18 protein-coding genes and 1 pseudogene are annotated in these 20799 nt (G+C 61.5%); all 19 read right to left on the bottom strand.

All coding sequences use genetic code 11. From position 1 onward, the window contains the following. Positions 1 to 130: 130 nt before the first annotated feature. A complete protein-coding gene (locus G503_RS0108355) occupies positions 131 to 1252 on the bottom strand; it encodes an aldo/keto reductase (protein WP_028027223.1) in 1122 nt (373 codons plus the stop codon). A gap of 59 nt (positions 1253 to 1311) precedes the next feature. Next, positions 1312 to 2133 (bottom strand): tRNA pseudouridine(38-40) synthase TruA, encoded by an 822-nt coding sequence (gene truA, locus G503_RS0108360; RefSeq protein ID WP_084636437.1) that lies wholly within the window; start codon positions 2131 to 2133, stop codon positions 1312 to 1314. Between the two features lie 109 nt (positions 2134 to 2242). Beyond that, positions 2243 to 4651, bottom strand: coding sequence for a hypothetical protein (locus G503_RS0108365; RefSeq protein ID WP_028027225.1), 2409 nt, complete (start codon positions 4649 to 4651; stop codon positions 2243 to 2245). A gap of 33 nt (positions 4652 to 4684) precedes the next feature. After that, entirely contained in the window at positions 4685 to 5419 is a 735-nt protein-coding gene (locus G503_RS14440) for an N-acetylmuramoyl-L-alanine amidase (protein WP_235715528.1), read from the bottom strand. 223 nt (positions 5420 to 5642) lie between these two features. Then, positions 5643 to 6053, bottom strand: a complete 411-nt coding sequence (locus G503_RS16025; protein WP_169628157.1) for a zinc ribbon domain-containing protein — start codon at positions 6051 to 6053, stop codon at positions 5643 to 5645. A gap of 82 nt (positions 6054 to 6135) precedes the next feature. Further along, positions 6136 to 6786 (bottom strand): YARHG domain-containing protein, encoded by a 651-nt coding sequence (locus G503_RS16765; protein ID WP_235715529.1) that lies wholly within the window; start codon positions 6784 to 6786, stop codon positions 6136 to 6138. A gap of 291 nt (positions 6787 to 7077) precedes the next feature. Next, positions 7078 to 7140 (bottom strand): annotated as a pseudogene (locus tag G503_RS16955) (zinc-ribbon domain-containing protein); the annotation flags it as partial. 35 nt (positions 7141 to 7175) lie between these two features. After that, positions 7176 to 8405 (bottom strand): zinc ribbon domain-containing protein, encoded by a 1230-nt coding sequence (locus G503_RS0108385; protein ID WP_084636443.1) that lies wholly within the window; start codon positions 8403 to 8405, stop codon positions 7176 to 7178. A gap of 58 nt (positions 8406 to 8463) precedes the next feature. Next, positions 8464 to 9048 (bottom strand): zinc ribbon domain-containing protein, encoded by a 585-nt coding sequence (locus G503_RS14450; protein ID WP_084636444.1) that lies wholly within the window; start codon positions 9046 to 9048, stop codon positions 8464 to 8466. Positions 9049 to 9515: 467 nt separating this feature from the next. Next, positions 9516 to 13022, bottom strand: coding sequence for a DNA polymerase III subunit alpha (gene dnaE, locus G503_RS0108395; protein WP_028027228.1), 3507 nt, complete (start codon positions 13020 to 13022; stop codon positions 9516 to 9518). Between the two features lie 232 nt (positions 13023 to 13254). Next, a complete protein-coding gene (locus G503_RS0108400) occupies positions 13255 to 13923 on the bottom strand; it encodes a hypothetical protein (protein WP_028027229.1) in 669 nt (222 codons plus the stop codon). 101 nt (positions 13924 to 14024) lie between these two features. Next, positions 14025 to 14456: a F0F1 ATP synthase subunit epsilon gene (locus tag G503_RS0108405; protein ID WP_028027230.1), complete on the bottom strand. Its 432-nt coding sequence runs from the start codon at positions 14454 to 14456 to the stop codon at positions 14025 to 14027. Beyond that, on the bottom strand, positions 14456 to 15901 hold the full coding sequence (gene atpD, locus G503_RS16580) for a F0F1 ATP synthase subunit beta (RefSeq protein WP_028027231.1): 1446 nt from the start codon (positions 15899 to 15901) through the stop codon (positions 14456 to 14458). Before atpD ends, G503_RS0108405 begins: the two co-directional genes overlap by 1 nt. Continuing rightward, on the bottom strand, positions 15902 to 16831 hold the full coding sequence (gene atpG, locus G503_RS16585; RefSeq protein WP_028027232.1) for an ATP synthase F1 subunit gamma: 930 nt from the start codon (positions 16829 to 16831) through the stop codon (positions 15902 to 15904). A gap of 12 nt (positions 16832 to 16843) precedes the next feature. Next, the gene (gene atpA, locus G503_RS0108420; RefSeq protein WP_202095663.1) at positions 16844 to 18415 is read right to left on the bottom strand and encodes a F0F1 ATP synthase subunit alpha; all 1572 of its coding nucleotides are present in this window, start codon (positions 18413 to 18415) and stop codon (positions 16844 to 16846) included. Next, entirely contained in the window at positions 18409 to 18987 is a 579-nt protein-coding gene (gene atpH, locus G503_RS0108425) for an ATP synthase F1 subunit delta (RefSeq protein WP_028027234.1), read from the bottom strand. The genes atpA and atpH overlap by 7 nt, the downstream gene beginning before the upstream one ends. After that, entirely contained in the window at positions 18977 to 19456 is a 480-nt protein-coding gene (gene atpF, locus G503_RS0108430; RefSeq protein ID WP_439104592.1) for a F0F1 ATP synthase subunit B, read from the bottom strand. Before atpF ends, atpH begins: the two co-directional genes overlap by 11 nt. 176 nt (positions 19457 to 19632) lie before the next feature. Further along, on the bottom strand, positions 19633 to 19851 hold the full coding sequence (gene atpE, locus G503_RS0108435) for an ATP synthase F0 subunit C (RefSeq protein ID WP_028027236.1): 219 nt from the start codon (positions 19849 to 19851) through the stop codon (positions 19633 to 19635). 152 nt (positions 19852 to 20003) lie between these two features. After that, a complete protein-coding gene (gene atpB, locus G503_RS0108440) occupies positions 20004 to 20798 on the bottom strand; it encodes a F0F1 ATP synthase subunit A (protein ID WP_028027237.1) in 795 nt (264 codons plus the stop codon). Position 20799 lies beyond the last annotated feature (1 nt).

The following is a 20799-nucleotide window of genomic DNA, read 5'->3' on the forward strand; positions in this document are numbered from 1 at the left end:
CTCCCCTTCGCAGGGACCCAGCCTTCAGAGCGCCCGTCAGCCATGGGCAGCGGGCGGCCCCGAAAGCTGTCCCTGCGAAGAATCACCGGCAAGAGAAGCGACAGTCGGCAAGATCGCCGCCCGCAAGCCGCTACTCAAACAGCTCGGCAGCGCGCTCAAGCTCGCTTACGATGGCGATGTGCTGGGGGCACACGCTCTCGCAGGCGCCGCACTGGATGCACGCACTCGCCTTGCCGGCGCCGGTGTTCCAGTTATAGTTCTCCTGGGCGCGGTAGGCGTCGCCCATCTGGTCGTAGATGTTGAGCGACTGCATGATGGTGTTGATGTGCACCCCTTCCGGACAGCCCTTCATGCAGTAGCGGCAGTCGGTACAGGGCACGCCGGGCAGGGCCGCGAGCGCCTCGCGGGCCGCCTCGATCACCTCGTACTCCCCCGCCGCAAGCGGCACGCCGTCGCGCATGATGGCCGCGTTCTCGGCCACCATCTCCGGCGTGTTCATGCCCGAGAGCACCGCGATCACGCCCGGCAGCGAGCCGGCGAAGCGCAGGGCCCAGGAGGCGAGCGGAGCGCCGGGTTCGGCCGTGCGCAGAATGTCGGCCACCGGATCGGGCAGCTTCACGAGGGTGCCGCCCTTTACCGGCTCCATGATGACCACGGGCAGGCCGCGTTCCCGACACACCTCGTAGCACTTCCGCGACTGGATGATGGGGCTCTCCCAGTCCACGTAGTTGACCTGCAGCTGCACGAAATCCACCTCGGGATGCGCATCAAGCACGTGTCCCAGCTCCTCGGCGTTATCGTGGATGGAGAACCCGAAGTTGCGGATCTTGCCCTCGGCCTTCTTCTGGGCGCAGAACTCCCACAGACCGTACTCCTCGAAGGGAGGCGTGAGCGACTCGCCCAAGTTGTGCAGCAGGTAGTAGTCGAAGTAATCGACCCCGCACTCGCGCAGCGACTTGTCGAACATGGCCCGAGCGTGATCGGCGTTCTGGGCGAGCCACGCGGGCAGCTTCGTGGCGATCTGGAAGGAGTCACGGGGATAGCGTTCCACCAGCGCCTTCCTCAGCGCCCATTCCGATTTCCCATTGTGGTAGCCGCGAGCGGAATCGAAGTACGTGAAACCGGCCCCCATGAACCGGTCCACCAGCTCGCAGCATCGCTCGATGTCGATGGCCATCGGATCGTTCTCATCCGTCAGCGGCAACCGCATGAACCCAAAGCCCAGCGGCGCCAACTTCCCTGTGTTCTCCATGGCAATCCCCTTCTTTGTGCATTCGCGCAAATTATCAGCGGCACCATCATATCACGGGGCTAGTACGTCACTTCCCAGAACACGAGACCGCGGGCCGGGGCGTTCTCGCCGGCGGCCTGGCGGTCGCGGGCCGCCAGCACCTCGGCCACCCAGCCGGGGGTGCGCTGGCCGCGGCCCACCATGGCGAGCGTGCCCACGATAGTGCGTACCATGGAGTGCAAAAAGGCATTGCCCCGCACGGTGATCACCTGGTGCGGCTCGCCCATGATCGTCTCGGACGCCAGGGAAATCTCACTCACGTGACGGCAGGTGGGCTTGCCCACAGCCGAAGCGGCCATGCAGAAGCTCTTGAAGTCGTGCTCGCCAATGAGGTGCGCGGCACCCTCCTCCATAGCGGCCACGTCCAGGGACGGCCCCACGAACCAGGCGGTGCGGTCGGTGAACACCGGCGGCACCTCGCCCGTGGCGAGAAAGTAGCGGTACTCGCGCTCCACCGCGTCGAAACGCGCCGAGAAGCCCCGCGGCCGCTCGTCCACCGAACGCACCACGATGCCGTCGTTCGTGAGCGCGTTCAGCGAGCGCCGCAGAGCGAACAGGGTGCGATCGCGCAGCTCAGCCGCGTCTACGTCGAAGGACACTACCTGGCCGCGAGCGTGCACCCCGGCATCGGTGCGCCCCGCGCACACCACGTCCACCGGCCGGCGGAACAGCAGCTCTAAGGCGTGTTCCAGCTCGCCCTGCACCGTCGCCTGCCCCGGCTGCTTGGCGAACCCCGCGAACGGAGCCCCGTCATAGGCCACCGTGCACGACAACGTGCGCTCGTAGGCACACTCTGCCGCGCGCTCTTCCAATGAGGGTCGGGAAATCTGTTCGCTCGCCATCGCTTTCCTTTCGGTGGAACAACTAGGTTTCAGCATAACCCATCAGATGCCGCCCTCGACCGATCGCCACAGCAAGCATAAACCCTTTGCCCACTCCGATCCACAGCATCTACGACGCCACCGTCATACTGCCCAGGATCCTCGACACCATCTGACGATCTTCGAACGTCGTCGCAGAACCCGATGCGCTGAAGTCCACCGTCTGCCCGGCGCAGCGGAACGGCATGTTGAATCCGCCCTGCTTATAGCTCAACGGATGCTCGCCCACAAACGAAGAAGGGAGCAATACGAGAGTTGACGCTATGTCGCCCTCCTCATCCTTGAAAACCAGCTCGGCCACCATGTAAGGACCTCCATCTGTTGTGCCCTGGGATCCAACGGCGCTAGGGTCGAACGAGGCATCGCGAATCTTGACTACCGTAGCCTGCTCATCGGCCAGCAACAGCTCGTCCTCAAAGTAGTAGAGGCACACGCTAGCATCAACCGGACCTCCGCTCGCCCACGCTATTTCACTGCAACAGCCCAGAGGACTTGGCTCATCGGCGCCGTATACCGACGAGTTGCTCTTCCATTCAGCGGGATACTCAAACGTCAACCGTGGCGCTCCATCGCGGCGCCCCGTGGTGAACGTCTTCAACTCGGTTGCGGCAACCGCTCTGGCACCTTCCACGACATCAGCCAGCTGTGCCTCCGGCGACAGATACCATCCGCCGTCCACCTCCATCGCGCTTATCTTGTCGATAGTTTGAGTCTGTTCCTGCCCCGCCGTCTCCGCCGTCGTGGGCTTCGCTGTTATCTGGACGTCAATCTCCTTCATTGCCGTAGCCGTTCCGCTGAAACCATACTCGTGCAGTTCTTCATTCAACGATGCCAGGTCTTCTTCGCTGCAATCATCTCCGGGATAGGCGTCGAAAAGAAGGGTGAACCCTTCGAGTGCCGCCGCGTCCTCGGACGAAACACCATCCTCGACGGAAAGCCCCGACAAAAGCGCGCCTAACGCCTCTATGCTTTCCACCTCTGCTGCGTCCATCATGATATCCAACGCTTCAGGGGGAAACAGTTCGAGCGAAGCCGTCCGCGTGGCCACGAGCGCAGAAGGAACGCCATAGCCCTCCCACATCTGCTGGTAGATACCGCCGACGGCCTCAGACAACTCCTCGCACGTAGCGTAGCGCGGAGCCGCCGCGAAAGTTCCACCGCGAAAGCTTCGGTGATCGTCGATGATCGTTATCGTATCTCCGCTATCGATCAGCGTCATCTCAAGCCCCGCCTCCATATGAGTGCCGTCGAACAGGTTCGCCACAGAATCGTTCTCGGCTACAAGGCTTAGCTTAAGGGGGAGGTATACCTTGAAATCATAATCGCCGCCATACTTACCCGACAGCCCTGGCAGCTCGATAGCTCCACCAGCCTCCTCATCCGGGGAAAGCCGCTGAAGGCTCGCGCCCATCTCTGCCGCAATCCCTGCCGATCCCTCAATGCCGGCACAATCGTACAACAGAAACTTGAGAGAAGCGTCCACCTCTCCCCCAATGCTGGCGCCGAAGCTATCGTCCAATGGGTTGAATTGGAGGCGAGGCATCGCGGAGCGATCCTCGTTCACAGGCGAAAAGCCCTCATCTGTCGAGTACTCGAACCCGATGCTTTTTTCTAACTTGGCAGACATCTCCATAGCCCACCCGTCCGACTCATCTTCATCCAATGATACAGCCGCTTCACCTTCCAAACCCGACTGAGTCTCGACGCTCAAGCCAAAACCGGTCAAAGACCCATCAAACGACGCTTCAACCGAAATGGAAGGGACGATAACAACGGGAACGGGGCCTATTGAGAAGACTATCGGCCGCATGATTCTCTCGAAAAGCCGTACCTTTTCAAGAGAGGCATCCGTCAGGGCTGCCTCCAAACCGACGGTGTCCACAAGACGAAAAGTGATCTTCCCCCAATTAATTTGCACCGAGATATCGAGCTTCTGGCTGCCCTTAACCTCCAGAGGACCCATTTGCTGGCTGAACAGCAGATTTTCATCCTCATCGGCAAACGCTTGCTCGATCAGCCGCATCTCCTGGCGACCGCTTTTCTGCTGCACCACATAGTTACCCTCGTCGTCGACCACAATGGTGACAGTCACGTCACACTCAGCGATGGCATCGGTGAGTGCCGCTTGCTCGGTGACGATGCGGTAACCGCCCTCCACGGGCTCGTAGGAAACGGCCTTGCGCAAAAGCCCGTAGGGCGTAGTCTCGGTCACACCGGCGGCCAGGACGGAATCGGCCGACAACCCGTCGAGGGACGAGACGGTCACGGAGTCGGCATCGCTGGCCAAAATGGTGAAGGGCGACGATCCCTCCTCGTAAATGACCACGTTATCTTTCAGAACCACGCCGTCATCGCCACCGTTCTTCCACAGAAGCACCGCTGCGGTCACCATGAGAACAGCCGCCAGTATCGTTACGACGAGCAGCGCGATGATGAGTCGACGTCTCGAATCGAAAGCGGAATGAGAGGGGTTCGCCATGTTCTCCTCCTTGGAACGGGACGCTGCCGCAGTCTAACGGTGCGTGCGCCGCTCCTGGTAGCTTGCCAGATAGCCGGCGAATTCCGGCGACGTGTCGGAATTGCCCGTGCGCCAGGCCTTGTGATCGATGATTTGGCTCTCAAATCCATAGTAGGCATCGATATAGGCGATGAGCCCGTCGAGGGCCTCAAGCTGCGCCTCGGGATAATCTCCCGAGCCACTCACATGGACCATCTCGATGCCGACAGAATAGGAATTCATCCCGTAATCGGCCGCCCAATCGCCTATGGGCTGCGTACCGCGCATGTCATCGCGGGACTCGTCCTCCACACCGTACAGCGCGTTATGACCAGTGTCCCCATATCCCGCGTGGTGCACGATGGCATCCAGCGGTGCGCATTGCACGATGCTGCCGTCTTTGTTCACTACAAAATGAGCGGCCACGTAGTTCCCGTTGGAATCCCACCAATCGATAACCGAACTGGCATCGGAGTCCCCCTCGGTATCGTGCAGCACAATGTACTTCTGGTGCTCGGAGCCCTTCTCGCCGTGCACGAAGTTCGATCGGTAATCTTCGCTTAAGGCAAGTTGAGCGCGCAACGCATCGGCATCGGGAGCCGCAGGCTCGGCTTTCGGCTCTTCCGTCGAGGACTCCGACTCCCCAGCCCCGGAGAAGTCGGGGGAGCTGTCGTCTGCAGGCGAGGCTTCCTCTTGCGGTCGATCGAAAATCTGCACGTCGCGAGGCTCTTCCACCTCAATGGGGATCATCGGCGGCTCCTCAGCTTCCCGCGTGCAGCCCGTTACAGCACAGACTGCCATCAGGCCAAAAGCCGCCATCCAAGCCAGCAAGCCCGTCATTCGCAGCCGGTTTCGATCTTCCACCCTCGTCACTATCCTCTCCATCGAACAACACCCTCACGCAGGATCCCTCAACTAACAAAGAAGGAAAGAGGCGTGGCGCCCCTTTCCTCCCGGTCATTCTTGGAAACTGCTAGCCCATAAGGCTTGCGGCGCCAACGCTTACCGCAGAGCAAGCAGAGACCACGGCCAGAAGCAGGATCAGGTCGATAAAGGACAGGACCGTACCCGCAATGGCCAAGCCTCGGGGCACCCTGAAAATACCGACCACGGAGAGGATGGCACCCAGCAACCACACGATCCACCCCAGCGCGGGTACCCAAGAAGTGAACACGCCGATCAGCGCAAGCACGAAGCCCGCAGTGCCGAGGCCGTTCTTCTGAACCACACCCTGCATCTGGACGTTGACCACCTGAGTCGTTCCCGGAGCCGATACGGCCGGAGCAGCATCTCGCTCGATAATCGCCGCCCCTGCGCTATTTCCACACGAGGCGCAAAACTGAGCTCCATCCGGGTTTTCCGTCCCGCATTTCGGGCAAAACATCTTCCTTCTCCTTTCAAAAACACTTACAACGCTTTTGTAACCAACGAGCACCCTCCCCTGCCCGCGATCACTCTCCAAATCTTTACAAGTACTGCGATCCGCGACTTTGCTCAAGAGCGAGCATCGTTTCGGTATTCTGTTTCTCGACCGCCGAGAGCGGCGACGGCATCGCATCGAACTCCTCAGGCGAGTAGCGCTGGGTGTACCAGCTTTTCTCGCTGAAATACCGAGCCAGATCCTCGTTGAGGAAGCCGCGGCCATGACGAGCGAATATCTCATTGCGCGCCACGAAAAGATCCCAATCCGATAGTGCACCGAGCTCCGAAGTGGTATAGGCGTGAGTGTCGCTATCGGGCAGAATGTACTCTGACGCCGCCGGCTCCTCGACTGGGGCCGGCTCGGGCTCCGAAGCAGCCTCCTCCTTGCTCGCAGATTCTGCACCGGTGCTTTCCGGTGCAGAGGACTCGGTATCATCAGCCTCGGGAGCAGGGGGCTCCTCGGCATCTCCTTCTCCAGCGGACGACTTATCCCGGTTGGCGTCCGCCGCTGCAGGAACATCTGCTGCAACTTGCTCGCTCGGCACGTCGCTCGGCCCCAGCAGCAGGAACAGTACCACGCCGGCAGCAGCCAGCAGAACCACTCCAGCAGCTATCAGGCCGATAATGAGCCCCTTGTTCGACTTCTCCTGCTCAGGCTGCCGAAATTGCCTCGCTTGCTTCGGGTGTCCCGCCATGGGCGCGGGAGCGACTGCTTGCCGAGACGGTACCGCCAGCGCTCCCCCAACGGGCTTTCCGCAACGGGTGCAGAATGCCGTATCGCCCTTGAGAGACGCACCGCAGCCCGTGCAAAACGCCGTGGAACCCGTCGAGACCCGATCTTGGGGCGCAGAAACGGCCGTCTCCCGAGCGCCCTCATCGGCAGTCACCGCAGGCATGGGGGCCGTGGGATCAACCACGGGCACCGGCGCAAGGGGCACGGTGCCAGCCGTCGCCTTCTCGACAGCCTCCGAGCACGGGGCCGGCGCCCCGCACCCCTCGCAGAAACTGTTTCCCTCTTTGATATCTTTTCCGCAGCGTGTGCAGAACATGGTTATCCTCCTGCATGTTATCGGGTGAGATCTAACTATTGCTTGTAGATGATTCCCGTACCATCGAAGACGGTAGATGACACTTCGCCATTCCAACCGCTTGTCTCATCCCGTCCGATGCTCATGGAGTCGATCTCGATGGCCTTCGATCCATCATCAGTCTGGACCAGATAACCGCTCAAACTCGCCTGACGACTGCCGTGGTCGCTGTCGCCCTGCGCTTCGAAATAATAGGAGTAGCCGTCCGACTGTCCGTTGTAATCAGACGTGGAGGGCTCGATGGCTGCCGTCAAAGTGCCCGAAGCCTCGCTATACGAGTCGGGATTACTCCAGCCGCCCTCCTCAGTCCAACCGTTGACCTTGTAGGTGATAGTGAACGTGCCCGTCTCGGCATTCAGGCCGCTGATGGTGAACTGGGCAAGCTTGGTCAGGTCGCCGGTTTTGGCCCGGTACTCACCGTCCATGTCCTTGTAGGTCACCTTGCGCGTCGTGTTCTCGTCATCGATGTACCAGCCATTGTCACCCACAGCATAGGTGATGGTCTTCGATACCACTGCATCGGCAAACCAGAACTGGTAGGTCTTATCCACCGTTGTCTGGCACGTGCCCGTCTCCTCGTTGATCTCAAGCCCCTCACCGCTCACGCCGTTGGCCTCGTCTTTATCGATGCCCTTCTTCGGCGTCACTGAACTTGAAATCAGGGAGAACGCATACTCACCAGTCTGATCGGGCGAGCGATAGGCCGTGTCGGGGTAGGGATAGTAGTCCAAGCCGTAAACCAGATCCACGCGGAAGCTGTCGTTTTCCACCGCCGCTTTCACCTGGGCCGTCAGCCAATCGTCGTTCTGCACCTTCATGTCCGTCACCTCGAAGGACTCCACGCTGTAGGGGGAATCGTTGGTATACTCGCTCGAGGGCACTTCGACCAAATAGGGCTGCTGAGCCTCGAAGGCGCGGCGAATCGTATCGGTCGTCTGGCCGAGCGTGGTGCCTCCGGTCATCATCGACACCACGCCGGCCACAACGGCGATGACTACCACGAGCGCCACCACCCCGATGGCGATAAGCTTCCCATGGGTTTTCAAAACACCGGCGGCAACGCTTCCCGCACCGGCGGCAACCGCAGCCGGCGACACCGGAGTTGCGACAGGAGCAGGAGCGCCCACCGGCTTGGGATCAGCGCCGGCCGCACCAAGCTGCGCTCCGCATTTGCCGCAGAATGAAGCCCCATCATCAAGTTGATTTCCGCATTGAGGACAAAACATATCCGTCTCCTTCTTTCTTTCCGTCTCTCGTTTCGCCGCGAATCCAGCACAGGTGCGGCTATACGCCGGCCGAGCCGTTCTCACTCTCAGCAGTTGGCGCCGGGGCTTCGGCATCCGTCGACACGGGAACCTTGTCGGCCAATGGCGCGCGTTTCGCCCCGCAAGCCATGCAGAACGCGTCGCGTTCCCTCACGGGCGCTCCGCACGACGAGCAGAACTCAGTCGCTTGCACGGTCGCCACAACCGGGGTCGTCTGAGCGAGAATGACTTCGCGCGATGTACCGCAACCGCTGCAGAACATATCCGTCGCCCCTACCGTCGAGCCGCAGGTGGGACACACGTACGTGCGCACCGCTTCAGCCTGCAAAGCAGCCTGTGCCTCGATTTCAGCCAACTGCTTCTGGCGTTCCGCACGCTCCGCATCGCAGGCGGCGATACCGTCGTAAAGCGCTTCTCGACCGATGCGCAGCTGCCCGTTGTCGCGCGTCTCCTCGTACAGCGACGCGCCCAGCTGAGCCGCTAGCTGCTGCCGTCGCTTGTTCACCTCGCTGATACACGCCTTGATCTTGACTGTCTCCGCTGCACGCCCAGCCGCCGCAGTGCTGCGATTGATCGTAGAGGTCACGTTGTCAAAGATTCCCATGGTCCTTCTCCTTTCAGATAACGAGCTCGCGTCGCCCCTTGGCGCCTTCGATGCAAAGTGCGGCCACCTATCCACAGCCAGAGCAAAAACCATGGAATGCAACACGGCGAGGCGTTGCGGTAAAACCGCAACGCCTCGAGAGCGCTCTATCCAGTTGTAAGAACGAAAAGAAACCTAAGAGTTTGCCACGCTGGAAAGCCGTCGCGACGAGCGTCTCGGCGCAATTACAGGGAGATACCCCCCCCCGACGTTAATAATCAGGCTTTGACCAGCCATAACGGGTGAAATATGTACCAGGATCGAAAACATGACGCCTAGTATATCACAGCATCTATCGCTTCTCCCTCACTTTTCGAAACGAGAAAGGCAAAAGGGCAGATGGCCGCAAGAGGCCGCAGCGAATTCGCCCCGAATGGGGGCGTGCAGGCGCGACAGCCACCTCACAGCTGCCGCGCCGTCAGGCACTGTTACGCGATCATGGCCTCGGGGCCGAACAGGTCGCGGATCTCGGCTTTCAGCACCACCGACTGGGCGTCCACCGATACCGGCAGCTCGGCGCGGAACTTCCGGCCGTCGGACTGCTCCACCAAAAGCACCACGCCGTCGCGGCCCGGGTACGAGCGCAGAATACGCGACAGGTGGGCCGAGCGGTTCTGATCGAAGGTGCGCGAGGGCACCTGCAGCTCCAGGTGAGCGGGGCGGGCATCTTCCTCGCGCAGCTCGATGGCAGTCAACTCGAAGGCCATCACCTGGCTGCCGCGGTCGTTCACCTCGAACTTGCCCTTCACCTTCACGATGGCGTCGTCTTGGATGGCCTCGGCGTTGTCGTCGTACTTGAAGCAGATACACTCCACGTGCCCCGTGGTGTCCTCCAGCGTGAACGTGGCCATCTTGGTGCCGCGCTTGGTCAGCTTCACCACCACGTTCGATACCATGCCCACGAACACCGCCGAGTTGATCTCCTTGGTGCGCTCGGCCAAATCGCCCAGGCGCCACTTCGTCATGCGGGCGAGCAGACCCTCGTAGGGACGCAGCGGGTGCTCGGACACGTAGATGCCCATGATCTCCTTCTCGATCTTGAGCTTCGTGCGCTTGTCCCATTCCACGCCGTCGGGCTCGGGCACTTCCTCCTGGAAGCCCGAATCGGCGTCGTCGGCGAACAGGTCGAACATGGACACCTGACCGCGGTCGCGGTCCTTCTGGCGCTTGGCCGCGCCTTCCAGCAGCGGAGTCTCCTCGATGAAGTGCATCATCTGCTTGCGCGTGTAGCCCGTGGAGTCGAAGGCGCCGCCCTTCACGAGGGCTTCCAGGGTCTTGCGGTTGTAGGCCTTCGCGTCCACGCGGTTCACGAAGTCGTGCAGCGACGAGAACGGCCCGTTGGCCTCGCGCTCGGCGATGATGGCATCAGCTACGCTCTGGCCCACGCCGCGCACGCCCACCAAGCCGAAGCGGATGCCCTCGTCCACGGGCGTGAACTCGGCGCGCGACGAGTTGATATCCGGCGGCAGCACCGGCGTGCCGTTGTGGTTGCAGCTGGCGATGTAGCGGATGAGGCGATCGGTGTTGCCCATGTAGCTGGTGAGCACAGCGGCCATGAAGTCGTTCGGATAGTGCGCCTTCAGGTAGGCCGTGCGCATCACGAGAATGGCGTAGGCTGCCGAGTGCGACTTGTTGAAAGCGTACTTAGCGAACTTCTCGGCGTCGTCCCAGATCTTCTCGGCGATCTCCAGCGGATAGCCGTTCTCCACAGCGCCGGAGTTCCAGTCGGCCTGCAGCTGGCGCATGACGTCGATCTTCTTCTTGCCCATGGCCTTGCGCAGCTTGTCGGCCTTGCCGGCGGAGAAACCGGACATGGCCATAGACACCTGCATGATCTGCTCTTGGTAGACCATGGTGCCGAAGGTCTCCTCCAGGATAGGCCGCAGGCGATCGTCGTAGTAGTGCGCGGGCGTCTTGCCGCTGGCCACCTGGATGTAGTCCTCCACCATGCCGGACTCAAGCGGGCCCGGACGGTTCAGCGCGATGGAGGCCACGACGTCGGAGAAGCGCGTGGGAGGCAGGCGCTTGAACAGGCTCACGTACAGGCTGCCCTCCACCTGGAACAGACCGTCCATATTGCCGGACTGCATCAGCTTGAAGGCCAGCTCGTCATCGGTGGGGATCTCCTCGGGGATGATCGTGGTGCCCGTGCGCTCCAGGATGTTCTTGCAGGCGATGGACAGCACGTCCAAGGTGCGCAGGCCGAGGAAGTCCATCTTCAGCAGGCCCAGGTCGGGCGTGTAGTGGCCGTCGTACTGGGTGATGATGCCGCCGCCCTTGGTGTCGCGCTTCATGGGCACGTGATCGCTCATGGGGTCGCGGCAGATGATAGTAGCGCAGGCGTGCACGCCCTCGCCGCGCACATGGCCCTCGATGGAGCGGGCGGCGTCGATGATGGTCTTGACGTCCTCCTCGCCCTCGTAGGCCTTCTTCAGGTCGGGGTTGGTCTCAAGCGCCTTGTCGATGGTGATGCCCAGCTCGTCGCCGATCATCTTGCAGATGCGGTCGCCCAGGCCGTAGGCGGCCTTGCGCGCCATATCGGAATCGAGCCCCTGGCCGATCTTCAGCGTGCCCGACAGCACGCGGGCCGTGTCGCGCACGGCGTTCTTGGCCTGCAGGGTGCCGAAGGTGATCACCTGGGACACGTGGTCCTCGCCGTAGACGTCCTTGATGTGCTGAATCACCTCTTCGCGACGGCCCTGCTCGAAGTCGACGTCGATATCGGGCATCTCCACACGCTCGGGCGAGAGGAATCGCTCGAACAGCAGGCCGTTGGTGAGCGGGTCCAGATCGGTAATGCCCATGGCATAGGCCACGATGGCGCCAGCGGCCGAGCCACGGCCCGGGCCCACGCCAATGCCCTGGGAGCGGGCCCACTCGATGTACTCCTGCACGATGAGGAAGTAGGCGGGGAAACCCTGTTGGATGATGATGCCCATCTCGTAGTCGGCGCGCTCCTGGGCATCGGCGGGCACCGGCGTGCCGTAGCGCTTGACCAGGCCCTCCTGCACGCGCTTGCGGAACCAGGATTCCTCGGTCTCGCCCTCAGGCAGCGGGAAGCGCGGCAGGATGGAGTCGCGCTCGAGCACCACGTTGCACTTCTCGGCCACTTCCACGGTGTTGTCGCAGGCCTCGGGGAAGTCGGCCAGCGCCTCGCGCATCTCCTCCTCAGTCTTCATGTAGAACTGGTCGTTCTCGAACTTCATGCGCTTGGTCTCGTTCACCATGGCACCGGTGCCGATGCACAGCATGATGTCCTGGGCGCGTGCGTCTTCCTTCAAGAGGTAGTGGAAGTCGTTGGTGGCGATGGTCTTCAAGCCCGCGGCCTTGGCCACGGCAGTCAGCTGGTGGTTCAGCTCGGTCTGAGTGAAGCCGGCGTCGGTGCGCACGCCCTGGTTCTGCAGCTCGATGTAGAAGTCGCCCTCGTCAAAGCAGCTGGCGAACTTCTTCGCCCACTCCACGGCGTCGTCGAAGCGGCGATCGTCCAAGAGCTTCGGGATGATGCCGCCGATACAGGCCGAGGTGCCGATGATGCCGCGGCCGTACTTCTGCAGCATGGAGAAGGTGGTGCGCGGCTTGTAGTAGAAATTGTCCACGTGGGATTCGGAAACCAGCTTCAGCAGGTTGTGGTAGCCCTCGTTGGTCTTGGCGAGCAGCAGCATGTGGTACAGCTTCGGCTTCACGTCCTTGCGCAGCGACTCATCGGCGGTGAAGTACACCTCGCAGCCGAAGATGGGCTTCACGCGGACGCCGGTCTCCTTTTCCACAGCATCGCAGGCGTCGGAGAGCTCCACCACGCCGGACATGACGCCGTGGTCGGAGATGGCCACGGCCGGCATGCCGAGCTCGGCGGCGCGCCGCACCATGTCCTTCACATGGGTAAGGCCGTCGAGCAGAGAGTACTCGGTATGGTTGTGCAGATGGACAAATGCCATAGGGTGTCAGCCCCTTCGATGAGGTCGGCGGCGCACGGGTTCGATTGTGGTGTGATATGCGCGCGAGGTACGGTGCGAAACAAGCTCGTCGTCTGTCAGTTTTTCTCGGCTGTCATGATACCAGCACCCGCCCTCCCCCGCCACGAACAAACCGTGAGATTTGCGTGGATTGCCCCTCGCGCCCCCGCCCGACGACTGTCGGTAGCCTCATCAATCAGCGATGCCTCCATCGCTACTGCTTCCAATGGACTACGTCGTACTCAAGCGGGCTGAAGCCTTCTTTCTGGGATTGCATGCGGATGATCCCCTGAAACACTTTGTACTGCGGTCTTTCCGCAGTTGCGCGCGACCACGGCTCGTTCAACAGGCTCTTTGGCCTGTGCTCCCACTCAGTGCCCTCAAGCAAACGGTCGATCTTTTCTTTGTCCTGCATATTCATGCTCCCGTAGATATCTTTCGCTTTTTTCAGCATGGCGCCATCCATAGGACAATGGCAAGCATTGAACCTAGTCCGTAAATCCGAATCCGCATACGTCGAAACGAAGATATATTTTGCCGTCATATTGACCAATTTTTGAGCATTGCCAAACGTGAACTTCTCATACCCCATGAGCTTCTCAACGTCCTCGATTACCGCCACGGGATCTTCCGCGGCACCGATGAGAATGCTTTCGATATAGCACCTGACCCTTTCTCGCGCGGACTCATTTTTGAGGTACACGTCCTTCATACTATCATCAACCGTCGTCGCTCTTTCGTCCCTTACGGCGGCACGGGTTCTTCGTATGGCATCAACCATTGCCATCCCATAGCAAAACCCGAACACCCCATCAGCGACAGCGTCTCGATCACTTATGGTCATCTCATTCCTCATGCCCCTCAGATGCTCGCCATTGTTCACGACATCTCCTTCTTGTATTACGATTCTCCATACAGCTACCCCAAACGCAAGAAGGGGCCCTTGCGGGCCCCTTGCTTGACAGGCTTGTTGTTGGACTGCTCTTAACGAGCGGCCACGTAGTTCAGCTGCGCCTCGCACCACTCCAGCATCTTGCGGTTGGTCTCGAGGGTGGCCTGATCCTGCGGATCGTTCCGCTGGTCGAGGTCCGCAACGATCTGGCGGCAGGCATCGGCTTCGGCGCGCACAGCGGCCTCGTCGATATCCTCCACCGCGGTGCCGTAGCGAGCGAGCACGGTCACCTTGTCGTTGAACACCTGGGTTGCGCCGCCCATGATCAGGAACTCGCGACGGTCCTGACCGTTCTCGCCGAGGTCGAGCGTAAGCACGCCGCCCTGACGATTGAGGGAAAGCATCAACTCATGGCCGGGGAGAACGCCGTAGGCGCCGTCGGCGCCCGGAATACCGGCGTAGGTAATCTCTCCCTCGAACAGCGCACGAGTCGGCGTAGCCACCGTGCAGCGCATCACGGCCATTAGTTGCCGTCCTTCTGCATAGCCTCGTAGGCCTCGTACACCTGCTCGATGGCGCCCTTGTTCACGAAGCACTGCTCCGGAATGTGGTCGCACTTGCCATCGAGGATCTCCTTGAAGGAGCGCACGGTATCCTCAACCTTGACGTACACACCGGGAAGACCGGTGAACACCTCGGCCACGTGGAACGGCTGCCCCAGGAACTTCTGCACCTTACGGGCGCGGTTCACGGTCAGCTTCTGGTCCTCGGACAGCTCGTCCATACCCAGAATGGCGATGATGTCCTGCAGGTCCTTGTACTGCTGCAGAATCTGCTGCACGCCCATGGCCACGTTGTAGTGCTCCTCGCCGACGATCTCGGGATCGAGGGCGCGGGAGGTGGACTCCAGCGGGTCCACAGCCGGGTAGATGCCCAGCTCGGCGATGGAGCGGGACAGAACCGTCTTGGCGTCCAGGTGGGTGAACGTGGTCGCCGGGGCCGGGTCGGTCAGGTCGTCGGCGGGCACGTACACGGCCTGCACCGAGGTGATGGAGCCGGTCTGCGTGGAGCAGATGCGCTCCTGCAAGTCACCCATCTCGGTGGCCAGGGTGGGCTGGTAGCCCACGGCAGACGGCATACGGCCGAGCAGTGCGGACACCTCGGAGCCGGCCTGGGTGAAGCGGAAGATGTTGTCGATGAACAACAGCACGTCCTGACCCTGATCGCGGAAGTACTCCGCCTCGGTCAGGCCCGCCAGACCCACGCGCAGACGAGCTCCCGGAGGCTCGTTCATCTGGCCGTAGACCAGACAGGTCTTCTCGATAACGCCGGAATCGGTCATCTCCAGGTAGAGGTCGGTACCCTCGCGGGTACGCTCGCCCACGCCGGTGAACACCGAGGTGCCGCCGTGCTCCTGGGCCAGGTTGTTGATGAGCTCCTGGATGCACACGGTCTTACCCACGCCGGCGCCGCCAAACAGGCCGGTCTTGCCGCCCTTGACGTAGGGCTCGATCAGGTCAACGACCTTGATGCCCGTCTCGAAGGTCTCGGTGGTGGTCACCAGGGTATCGAAGGGCGGGGCGGGATGGTGGATGGGACGCCACTCCACATCGGTGGGCATGGGCTTGCCGTCCACGGGCTCGCCCAGCACGTTCCAAATACGGCCGAGGGTGGCCTGGCCCACGGGCATCATGATGGGGGCGCCGGTATCGACGGCCTCGATGCCGCGCACCATGCCATCGGTCGACGTCATAGCGACGGTACGGACGATGTCACCGGGGAGGTGCGTCTGCACCTCAAGCACGGTGGAAACCTCGCCCGAGGGGGTTTCTGCCTTCACGGTCAAGGCGTTGTAGATGGCCGGCATGGCGTCTGCCGGGAACTCCACATCCACAACGGCGCCGACGATACGGACGATGCGTCCCGTGGCACCCTGCTTGGCCGCTGCTTTTTCAGTAGTTTCAGCCATTTAATCCTCCAAAGCTGCGGCACCGCCCACGATCTCGGTGATCTCCGTGGTGATAGCACCCTGGCGCACGGTGTTGTACACGCGCTCCAACGTGGAGACCATCTCGTTCGCGTTGTCGGTAGCCGACTTCATTGCGTTACGGCGGGCACCTTGCTCGCCCGCTGCTGAATCGAGCATTGCGTAGAAGAACGCATTGTTCAGGTAGGCGTTCAACATGTAGGACATGACCGACTCAGAGCTGGGCTCAAAGTCGATATCGCCTGGTAAAGCCGTATCGTCCTTTTCGCGGAAGTTCTTGAAGATATCTTCCTCTTGGGCCTTGAGGCCTAAAAGCTCGGCGTAGGACTCCTCCTTGATGGGCAGGACCTGCTGCTCGACCAGCGTCTGCTCGGCGGCGTTCTTCGCGTGGTTGTACACGATGAACACCTCGTCGAGCTTGCCTTCGCGGTAGGCCTCCATCACGTAGCCGGCCAGCTCGGCCGCCTGAGCGAACTCAGGATCGGCCGAATAACCGGCAAAGGAGAACACCGGCGCGATGTTGCGGTAGGTGAAGTAGCCGATGGCCTTCTTGCCACAGGCGGCCACTTCCACTTCCGCGCCCTCGCGCTGCTTCTGCTTCATGAGCTTCTCAACATAGCGCAGCACGTTGGAGTTGAAGCCGCCGGCAAGCCCGCGGTCCGAGGTGACGGCAACGATAAGCACGCGCCGCACCTCGTCGTGGGTCTGCAGAAGCGGTTCCGTTCCGATGGGAGCGTACTTCGCCGTGCTGATCAACATATCGGAGATGGCGACCGCCCAAGGCAGCGCGTTTTCCACGCGCTCAGAGGCGCGGCGAATCTTGGCAGCGGCGACCATTTCCATGGTGCGCGTGATCTGCTTCGTCGAGGAGACGGATTTGATTCGCCGTTCGATGTCATGTAGGTTGGGCATGGTCTACCTACCTTACGCCGTGGCGTCGAAAGACTGCTTGAACGCGGCGATGGCGGCCTTCAAGTTGGTCTCGATCTCGTCGGTCAGCTTCTTCTCGGTGTTGATGGCGTCGATGATCTCCGGCTTGGACGCACGCAGGCTGGCGAGCAGCTCGGTGCGGAAGCGCACCACGGCGGTCAGCGGCAGATCGTCGAGGAAGCCCTCGTTGCCGGCGAAGATGGCGATGACCTGCTCGGCCACGGGCATCGGGTTGTAGCGACCCTGCTTCAAAAGCTCGGTCATATGGGAGCCGCGGGTCAGCTGATCCTGCGTAGCCTTGTCCAGATCGGAACCGAACTGGGTGAAGGCCTGCAGCTCGCGGTAGGACGCGAGGTCCAGACGCAGGGAGCCGGCCACCTGTTTCATGGCCTTGATCTGCGCGGAGCCGCCCACGCGGGACACCGAGATGCCCACATCGACTGCCGGGCGCTGGCCCTGGAAGAACAGGTCGGTCTGCAGGAAGATCTGACCGTCGGTGATGGAGATCACGTTGGTCGGAATGTAGGCGGACACGTCGCCGGCCTGGGTCTCGATGATCGGCAGAGCCGTCATGGAGCCGCCGCCGTTCGCATCCGACATCTTCACCGCGCGCTCGAGCAGGCGGGAGTGCAGGTAGAACACGTCGCCAGGGTAGGCCTCGCGTCCCGGAGGACGGCGCAGGGTCAGCGACATCTGGCGGTAGGCCACGGCCTGCTTGGACAGGTCGTCGTAGACGATGAGCACGGCGCGACCGCGGTTCTCGGCGGAAGCGGGCTGGCCGTCCTCGCCGTTGTAGACGAAGAACTCGCCCATGGCAGCGCCGGCCATGGGGGCGATGTACTGCAGCGGGGCCGAATCGGAAGCCGTAGCGGCCACGATGATGGTGTTCTTCATGGCGCCATGGCGCTCGAGGGTCTCCACCACGCCGGCAACCGTCGAGGCCTTCTGGCCGATAGCGACATAGATGCAGATCATGTCGGTATCTTTTTGGTTGATGATGGCGTCGATGGCGATAGCGGTCTTACCGGTCTGGCGGTCGCCGATGATCAGCTCGCGCTGACCACGGCCGATCGGCACCATCGAGTCGATGGCCAGAATACCGGTCTGCATGGGCTCGTCGACGGGCTGGCGGGAGATAACGCCGGGAGCCTTGAACTCCACGGGGCGGCTTCCCTCGGCCTTGATGGGGCCCTTGCCGTCGATGGGCATGCCAAGCGGGTTCACCACGCGGCCGAGCATGGCCTTGCCGGCGGGAACCTCAACGATACGACCGGTCGTGCGAACCTGGTCGTTTTCCTTGATTGCGGTGACGTCACCGAGAAGCACGGCGCCGACCTCGTCCTCTTCGAGGTTCTGGGCCAGACCGTAGACGGTCTTGCCACCCTCGCCGACAAACTCGAGCAGCTCACCGGCCATGGCATCGCGGAGGCCGTCGACGCGAGCAATACCGTCGCCGACCTGGATGACCGTACCCACTTCGCGAGATTCCACGCTGACGTTCAGCGCTTCGAGCTGCTTGCGCAGCGCGGCGTCAATGGACTGTGCGGTGATTTCAGTCACTAGCATTCACCTCCATCTGATGTGTCTTTGAGAATGTGGCGAGCGCGGTTCAGCTGCGAGATCATGCTCGCATCGATGTAGTTCCCGTCCACACTCATGATGATGCCGCCCAAGATAGATTTGTCGATGCGCTCGCGCAGCACCGCCTTCTTGCCCAGGTCAGCCTCTGCTTTTTCCGTAATGAGTTGGCGCAGCCCGTCGTCCAGGGGAACAGCGGTCACCACATCGACGACCACGAGATTGAGCTTGGCGCTCAAAAGTTCGCAGTAATCGGCGTAGACGCGCGGGAGCAGGTCGGCCTGACCGCGCTCGGCCATGACGGCCAGCACCTCGCGCAGCGCGGGGTGGCAGTCGGCGAACACCGCCTCGACGAGACCCTTGCGCTGCTCCGCAGTGTAGTCGGCGCTGGAAAGCGACACGGCGAGCTCGAGATCGGCGCGCATGAGGCGAATGATCTCGCCCATCTGCTCGCGCACATCCAAAACGGCCTCCTGGCCGCCGGCCTCGTGAGCCGCGTCGAACAGAACCGACGCGAATACAGCGACTTCCTCTTTGACGACAAGACGATTAGTTGCCATTGAAACTACCCGCCTCTTTTACATAGCGCTCGATGATCGCCCGGTGCTCGCCCTCGGTGAGGTCCTGCCCGATGAGACGGGAGGCCACATCCACGGACGTGTCGGCGATGGAAGCCTGAAGGTCGGCGATAGCCTGTTTCTTCTCGGCCTCGATGGCCAACTTGGCCTTGGCGATCATGTCGGACGCCTCGGTCTGGGCCTGGGCGGTGATATCCGCCTTCACGGCCTCGCCGATAGCGCGGGCATCCGCGATGATCTGGGTCGACTGCGCCTTGGCGTCAGCCAACTGCTGCTTGTACTCCGCAAGCACGCGCTCGCTTTCGATCTGCGCTTCCTCGGATTTCTTCAAGGCCTCGCGAATGGTGTTCTCGCGCTTCTCCAGCATGCCGTTGAACACGGGCCAGCCGAACTTCGCCAGAACGATCCACAGGATGATGAAGGCGACGAGCATGGGGATAAACTCGTTCATCTTGGGCAGAATCGCGTCGATACCACCCTCAGAAGCGAATGCATACGCAGGACAAGTCATCGCGAAACCGGTTGCGGCAACCACCGCAGCACACGCCTTCGCTGCCTTATTCGTGCATTTCAACTCGCTTGCCTCCTGTTCTTATGCTCGTAATCTCTTATACCGTCGATAAGCGATTAGCCGATGAAGAACAGAACCAAGCCGAGCAGCGCCAGCGCCTCGGACATGGCGGCGCCGATGAAGAAGTAGCCCATGAGCTGACCCTTCATCTCAGGCTGGCGAGCAGCGGACACGCACAGACCATAGGTCGCGATACCGATGCCGATGCCAGGGCCGATGGCAGCGAGGCCGTAGCCCACAACCTTCAGAGCGGCAAGTGCAAGAGTGATTTCCACAACTTCCTCCTTTGTCCAACCCCTCACCTGTCAAGGGGTATTTACCAAATATGTTCAGCCGTGTGGAACAGCTGTGACACCAATGTCGTGTCGCATGGGCTGCGACGGGCCGCCGCGCGATGCGGCCGGGTGCGCTTACGCGCGATCAGCTCCTAGTGGGCGTGGGTCGCCATGTTGATGTAGGAAGCCGACAGGATGGCGAACACGAAGGCCTGGATGAAAGCCACCAGGCACTCGAGGGCGTACATGAGCACCAGCAGCACGAACCAGGCGATGGACGGCAGGCCCGCGATGAGGTCGAGGGAGCCGGCGAACAGGGCCTGCTGCAGGAAGCAGGTGGTGGCGATGCCGAACACCGCGAGCACCATGTGGCCCGCGAGCATGTTGCCGTAGAGTCGGACGGCCAGCGTAAGCACGCGGATGACCATCGAGAAGAACTCGAGGAACCAGATGACCGGCGCCATGGGACCCGGCACGCCGGAGGGGCACAGCGTCTTCATGTAGCCGAAGAAGCCGAAGGTCTTCAGGCCGTAGACGTTGAAGTACACAAACGAGATGGCGGCCAGAGCCCAGGTGCAGGAAATGGCGCCAGTGGACGTCTTGAAGCCGGGAATGAGACCCAGGATGTTGCAGATGAGAATGAAGAAGAAGATCGTCGCCAGGAAGGGCACGTGCTTCTTGAATCCATGGCCGATCACGTCTTCGGCCACATTGCGGGTCACGAACTCGTAGCCGTACTCCACCATGTTGCTGAACTTGTTGGTCGGGATGACCTGCAGCTTCTTCGCCGCTCCCAACACCACGAGCAGTACCACGATAAAGGCGATGAACAGCCAGACGATATACTGGGTGACATCCCAGCCGCCGATGCTGAACACCGTGTGCGGCTCGAAGTGCGCCGCGAGACCCTGGGCCTCTTGTACGAACTCGCTCAGAGCTTCTTCCACT

Origin of the sequence: Adlercreutzia mucosicola DSM 19490, from assembly GCF_000422625.1 — a bacterium.
GTDB lineage: Bacteria > Actinomycetota > Coriobacteriia > Coriobacteriales > Eggerthellaceae > Adlercreutzia > Adlercreutzia mucosicola.